At 37.7% G+C, this 4,601-nt stretch carries 4 protein-coding genes; 2 read left to right on the forward strand and 2 right to left on the reverse strand.

What is annotated here, in order from left to right:
• Both ABZC96_RS08290 and aspS read right to left on the reverse strand, forming a co-directional pair.
• Nucleotides 1-344, reverse strand: a 344-nt coding sequence (locus tag ABZC96_RS08290) for an adenylate kinase (RefSeq protein ID WP_373030395.1), incomplete at its 3' end; no start/stop codon positions are given.
• Between the two features lie 18 nt (nucleotides 345-362).
• Nucleotides 363-2,114, reverse strand: coding sequence for an aspartate--tRNA ligase (aspS, locus tag ABZC96_RS08295; RefSeq protein ID WP_373030397.1), 1,752 nt, complete (start codon nucleotides 2,112-2,114; stop codon nucleotides 363-365).
• Between the two features lie 156 nt (nucleotides 2,115-2,270).
• Between aspS and ABZC96_RS08300 the strand changes: the two genes are divergently transcribed.
• Together ABZC96_RS08300 and ABZC96_RS08305 are read left to right on the forward strand one after the other, a co-directional pair.
• Nucleotides 2,271-3,143: an NAD(+)/NADH kinase gene (locus tag ABZC96_RS08300; RefSeq protein WP_373030399.1), complete on the forward strand. Its 873-nt coding sequence runs from the start codon at nucleotides 2,271-2,273 to the stop codon at nucleotides 3,141-3,143.
• On the forward strand, nucleotides 3,140-4,601 hold a 1,462-nt coding region (locus ABZC96_RS08305; protein WP_373030401.1), incomplete at its 3' end, for a DNA recombination protein RecN. The genes ABZC96_RS08300 and ABZC96_RS08305, both read left to right, overlap by 4 nt.

Genomic DNA, 4,601 nt, shown 5'->3' on the forward strand with positions numbered 1-4,601 from the left:
ATGACTGATGCAAGTTCAATATCATCTTCTTTAGATACCAGTTCATCAAAAGCAGTCATTTGCTCTGTACTTCTTGGATACCCATCGATAAGTACATTGTCTACAGGTGCATTTTTAATAGCAGATACGATCGTGTCTACGATGATGTTCAGTGGTACCAGTGCACCTTTAGAGATATAGCTTTCTATCGTTTGTCCCAATTCGCTTCCGCTTGCTACTTCTTCTCTTAGCATATCTCCAGTAGAGTAGTGTACGATAGTGTCACTGTTTTTCTCAGCGATGATACTTGCGTCTGTTGTTTTTCCTGAACCTGGTGCGCCAATGATTAAAAATAGTTTTTTCATAGTTTTATTTCCTTTATTTTATGCTGTTGGTGTTTGTCTAATTCTGAGACTTAACTCTTTAAGTTGTTCTGCATCTACTACACTTGGTGCTTGTGTAAGAAGACACTGTGCTTTTTGTGTTTTAGGGAATGCGATGACTTCACGTATACTTGAAGCACCTGTCATAAGCATAATAAGTCTGTCAAGACCTAGAGCAAAACCACCATGTGGCGGTGCACCGAATTTGAGTGCATCAAGTAAGAATCCGAATTTATCTTGTGCTTCTTCTTCATTAATACCAAGCAGTTTAAATATCTCTGCTTGAACATCTTCTTTATGGATACGGATTGACCCACCACCAAGTTCTGTACCGTTAAGTACGATGTCATAAGCAATAGATTCGATATCTTCGATATCTTCATAATCCAATGATTTTGGTTGTGTAAATGGATGGTGAAGTGCTTTGACCTTACCGTCCTCTACTTCAAACATAGGGAAGTCCATGACCCATAAGAATTCGAAAGTATCTTTAGGGATGATCTCCATGATCTCTGCAAGGTAGATACGGAAGCGACCCATGTAGTCCCATACCAGTTTTTTCTCACCAGCACCGAAGAATACTGCATCACCTATTTCAAGTTCACATCTCTCGACAATCGCCTGAAGATCATCTTCTGTAAAGAATTTAGCAAGAGGACCTTTAAGACCATCTTCTTTCATTTGGAAGTAACCTAGACCAGATGCACCGAATTTACGTACATACTCTTCAAAACCTTTCATTTGACGTTTTGAGAAGATCTCATCGCCTTTTGGTACTTTGAGTGCTTTGATACGGTTTTTCTTAGGTGTCTTTGCAATGCTTGAGAAAATTTCGTTATCACATCTTTCAAAAATGTCGATCACATCTACCATTGCTAAATCATAACGCATGTCTGGTTTGTCTGAACCGTATTTTTCCATCGCTTCAGAGTGAGTCATACGTTTAAATGTACTAGGGATATCAAAACCGCAAGCAGAAAATACATTGCTTATAAGTTTTTCAGCGACTGCTATCACGTCTTCCTGATCACAGAAAGACATTTCAACATCTATTTGTGTAAATTCCGGTTGTCTGTCTGCTCTTAAGTCTTCATCTCTAAAACATTTTGCTATCTGGAAATAACGGTCGAAACCACCTACCATAAGAAGTTGTTTGAAAAGTTGTGGAGACTGTGGAAGTGCATAAAATTCACCACTATGAACACGAGAAGGTACAAGGTAATCTCTTGCACCTTCTGGTGTAGATTTAGTAATGATAGGTGTTTCAACTTCAAGGAAGTCCAATTCATCAAGTGTGTTACGCGCAGCTATAGTTGCTTTTGAACGAAGCTTGAAGATATCGTAAGATTTTTGTGTTCTAAGCTCCAAGTAACGGTACTTAAGTTTGATCTCTTCGTTTACTTTTTCATCATTCAGGTCAAAAGGCATAGGCTTAGAACGGTTTTCTATCACAAGTTTGTCGACTACCATTTCAACTTTACCTGTTTTAAGTTTAGGGTTTTCAAGACCTTCACCACGAGCACGCATAGTTCCTGTAGCAACAAGTACAAACTGATCTCTTACATCTTCGGCTATTTTGTGAGCTTCAACATTATCTGCAGGGTCACAAACCAGCTGTATCACTTCATCTTTATCTCTAAGGTCTATAAATATAAGCCCACCATGATCTCTACGGGAAGAAACCCAACCCGCTACGGTAACTTCTTGTCCGATATGTTCTTCATTTACTTCTGCACAATAATGTGTTCTCATAACTATCCTATCTGTTTATAATGACGCGATTATATCAAAAAGTAGTTTAGGGTTAAATTCACAATCAAAAATATGGCAATATGACATATTTTCAAATACTAACAGTTCATTTATGCTACTCTAACAATTATATTTCTTAAATACAGTAGGAAAAAGATGAGTAATCAAAAATTAGCACAGATAAAAACTGCAGGGTTTATTTTAAAACCTAACGACCCAGAGATAAAAACACTTTATGAACGCATCAAGGCACAGTTTGAGTCTAGAGGAATTTCTGTGATCTTAGCTGACCGTTCAGCAGAGATGATAGGTCTAAAAGGAATTCCCTTTAAAGATATGTGCGAAAAATCGGACTTTTTAGTCTCTTTAGGTGGAGATGGAACTTTGCTTTCATTGGTACGTCGTTCTCATGGATATAATAAACCTGTTGTAGGTATTAATGCAGGTAATTTAGGATTTTTGGCTGATGTAACGATAGATGATGTGGAGTTGTTCTTAGAACAATTGATCAGAGATGAATATCGCATTGATGAGCGTATGATGATAGAAGGGTATATACAAAGAAAAAATGGTCAAAAAGAGCCATTCTTTGCTTTTAACGATGTGGTTATCACACGTCCAGTAGTCTCTAGGATGGCAACTATTTATGCATCTATTGATGGAGAAAGGTTTAATACATATAAAGGGGATGGACTCATAATCGCAACACCTACAGGATCAACTGCTTACAGTCTTGCTTCAGGCGGTCCTGTAATGTATCCACTTACGCAGGCACTCATAATGACACCTATAATGGCACATTCTTTAACCCAGCGTCCTCTCGTGGTACCTGCTGATTTCACGATAGAACTTTCGTCACCGGAAGAACGTATCATTGCAGTGATAGATGGACAAGATGATTATGAGATGGTTCCTGAAGATATACTGGTGATCATGGGCGCAAAGCGCGGTGCGAAATTGCTTCATAGAAAAGAGCGTAATTATTTTTCTGTATTGAGAGAAAAACTATCATGGGGTGATGAAAATTGATAGAACGTTTATACCTTCGTGATCTTGTTACTTTTGATGAAGTAGAGCTAGAGTTTGAAAATGGGTTGGTCGTTTTAACCGGACCCAGTGGGGCAGGTAAGTCTGTACTTATGTCTGCGATACTTTCTAGTTTTGGACACACTACACAGGGTGCAGCAGCATTGTGTGAAGTAAATTTGGTTAAGCCATTTGGATTAGAGAGTGACGCCTATGAACTTGAAAATGACTTAACGGTAAAAACATTAAAAAAAGAGAAGCTTCGTTACTTTATAGATGGACAAAATATCTCTAAAAAAGCCTTGGGTGAAATGTTTATGCCTTATGTCAAGTATCTCTCTGTACGTGACAAAGGCGGTTTTGAATCTGAAACACTTTTAAAGATGATCGATGATCAGCTTATAAGTAAAGATAAAACGTTTAAACAGTCATTAAAAGAGTACAAAAAACGTTATAAAAATTATAAAGAAAAAGTTTTACAGCTCTCAAAGATAAAAGAAGATGAAGCAAAGCTTGCTGAACTCATAGAGTATGCTACGTATGAAGTAGAAAAAATAGCTTCTATTAACCCACAAGTAGGTGAAGAAGACGAATTACTAAAGATTAAACAACAACTTTCACGTATAGACAAAATAAAAGATGCACTCTCAAATGCTACAGATATTTTTGCTTTGGAAGCAAGTGTTGAGGAAGTCTATAGACTTTTAGAGAAAGATGGGTCTCTGTTTAGTGATGCAATGAATCAGCTCCGTGCTGATTTTGAAGAGACAGAAAATCTTGCAGATGAACTCGAAGAGGTAGATGTAGAAGAGGTGTTGGATCGTCTTGGTGATCTTACAACACTTAAAAACCGCTATGGAAGCATAGAAGAGGCTTTAGCCTATAAAGAAGATAAAGAGAAAGAACTTTCAGGATATCAAAATATTGAAAAAGACAAGAGTATGTTGGAATCTTTTTTAGCTTTAGAGTTTTCAGAGCTACAGATCATCTCTTCAAAACTCTCTCAGTCACGCCAAAAAGAAGCAAAGTGGCTAGAAAAATCTTTAGCAGAGTATTTGACAACACTAAAACTTCCTGCACTGACCTTTGAATTTTCTTCAGGCCCTTTAGCAGAAAGCGGAATGGATAGTGTAGAGGTTATGCTTGGGTCTTCAAAAACTGCCACACTAAGTGGTGGAGAGTTTAACCGTGTACGTTTGGCACTGATGGCAACGACAATCCCTATAGATAAAAGTAAACAAGGTGTACTCATATTAGATGAAATAGATGCCAATGTCAGTGGAGATGAGTCTATAGCCATAGCTGAGATGATACATAAATTAGCATCTGTCTATCAAGTTTTTGCGATCTCTCATCAGCCGCATCTTTCAGCAAAAGCGGGACAACATATAGTGGTGACAAAAGCAGGAAAAAACAGTAAGGTAGAAGTATTAAATGATGTGACCCGTGTTTCTGAAATAG

The sequence above is a fragment of the Sulfurovum sp. genome, from assembly GCF_041551015.1.
Lineage (GTDB): Bacteria > Campylobacterota > Campylobacteria > Campylobacterales > Sulfurovaceae > Sulfurovum.

What these genes read in the sequence shown, in the direction of transcription:
- aspS (WP_373030397.1), bottom strand. Translation starts at nt 2,114, where the DNA reads ATGAGAACACATTATTGTGCAGAAGTAAATGAAGAACATATCGGACAA.
- ABZC96_RS08300 (WP_373030399.1), top strand. Translation starts at nt 2,271, where the DNA reads ATGAGTAATCAAAAATTAGCACAGATAAAAACTGCAGGGTTTATTTTA.